This is a genomic window from Variovorax sp. P4_D9 (genome assembly GCF_056401695.1).
Window position 1 is genome coordinate 1 of the sequence record NZ_JBFUIU010001298.1, and the last position, 1,775, is coordinate 1,775.

General features: G+C 63.6%; 2 protein-coding genes and 1 pseudogene. All 3 read right to left on the reverse strand.

The window, feature by feature from the left end:
• Positions 1-136: 136 nt before the first annotated feature.
• A pseudogene (locus tag AC1DY5_RS54170) lies at positions 137-472 on the reverse strand (IS6 family transposase); the annotation flags it as partial.
• A 108-nt stretch (positions 473-580) separates the two neighbouring features.
• Positions 581-1,522, reverse strand: coding sequence for an electron transfer flavoprotein subunit alpha/FixB family protein (locus tag AC1DY5_RS54175; RefSeq protein WP_478122447.1), 942 nt, complete (start codon positions 1,520-1,522; stop codon positions 581-583).
• A 2-nt stretch (positions 1,523-1,524) separates the two neighbouring features.
• On the reverse strand, positions 1,525-1,775 hold a 251-nt coding region (locus AC1DY5_RS54180), incomplete at its 5' end, for an electron transfer flavoprotein subunit beta/FixA family protein (RefSeq protein ID WP_478122448.1).

Here is a 1,775-nt window from a genome sequence, read left to right on the forward strand (position 1 = left end):
CGTCTTCGCCAATCTGGACGCCGTCGAAAGCGCCCTGACCCACGGGCTCGTCGCCCTCGAATCCAATCCAACGAAAACCCAGTCAATGACTGGGTTCGAATGGATAACTTCTATATCTTTGAACGCAATTTAGTATCAGACGAAAGTCGACGGTCTGGCTTTCTCGATCGACGGCTCGATAAAGATAGGTCCACTTGCCGCGGATCTTCACATACGTCTCATCGACGCGCCACGAGCGACCGGCCTTGCGAGCGAAGCGATTCCAGCGCTTTTCGAACTCGGGCACGAAACGCTGGACCCATCGCATGATCGTCGTGTGGGCCAAGGTCAGGCCGCGCTCGGCCATCATCTCCACCAGGTCGCGAAAGCTTAGCTTGAAGCGCAGGTACCAGCGAACGCACAGGACGATGACTTCTCGCTCGAAGTGCCGCCCTTTGAACAGCTCGTCCATGCTTTGCAGCCTCTGCGCCATCGATACACCTTCAGTTCAAAGGCCACAGCCTACTGGAGGTGCGGTTTGCACCAGAGCCCGTGCGAATCCCCAGGGCCACTGGTTAGCCCTGGATGGATCTTTAAAGTCTCAGAGCGCTTTGACCAATTCCGGCACGGCCGTGAACAGGTCTGCCACCAGGCCGTAGTCGGCCACCGAGAAGATCGGCGCCTCCTCGTCCTTGTTGATCGCCACGATCACCTTGGAGTCCTTCATGCCCGCCAGATGCTGGATCGCGCCCGAGATGCCAGCGGCGATGTATAGCTGCGGCGCGACGATCTTGCCCGTCTGGCCCACTTGCCAGTCGTTCGGGGCGTAGCCCGCGTCCACGGCCGCGCGGCTGGCGCCCAGGCCCGCGTTGAGCTTGTCGGCCAGCGGGGCCATCACTTCCTGGAACTTCTCGGCGCTGCCCAGCGCCCGGCCGCCCGAGACGATGATCTTGGCAGCGGTCAGTTCGGGGCGCTCGCTCTTCGTCACCTCGCGGCCGACGAAGCTGCTCTTGCCCGAGTCGGCCACGCCTTCCACGGTTTCCACTGCCGCGCTGCCACCGGTGGCGGTGGCGGCGGCCGCATCGAAGCCGGTGGTGCGCACCGTGAGCACCTTGATCGCGTCGCTGCTCTGCACGATCGCAATCGCGTTGCCGGCGTACATCGGTCGCTCGAAGGTGTCGGGGCTGTCGACCTTGGTGACATCGCTGATCTGCGCCGCGTCGAGCAGGGCGGCCACGCGTGGCGCCACGTTCTTGCCGTTGGCGGTCGAGGGGAACAGGATGTGGCTGTAGTTCTTGGCGATCGCMAGSACYTGRGCSGCGACGTTCTCSGCCAGGTTCTCGGCCRGGGAGGGGCTGTCGGCGMCGATCACCTTGGCCACGCCTGCGACCTGACTCGCGGCCTTGCCGGCTTCGGCGGCGTTGGCGCCGGCCACCAGCACATGGACATCGCCGCTGGCGCAGGCGATGCCCGCGGTCACGGTGTTGAGGGTCGCCGGCTTGAGCGTGGCGTGGTCGTGTTCGGCAATAACAAGTACGGTCATGGTCAGATCACCTTCGCTTCGTTCTTCAGCTTGTCGACGAGAGTTGCCACGTCAGGCACCTTGATGCCGGCACCGCGCTTGGGCGGCTCGCTGACCTTCAAGGTCTTCAGGCGCGGCTTGACATCCACGCCCAGGTCTTCCGGCTTGAACGTGTCCAGCTGCTTCTTCTTGGCCTTCATGATGTTGGGCAAGGTGACGTAGCGCGGCTCGTTCAGGCGCAGGTCGGTGGTGATCACCGCGGGCAGCGAGAGCG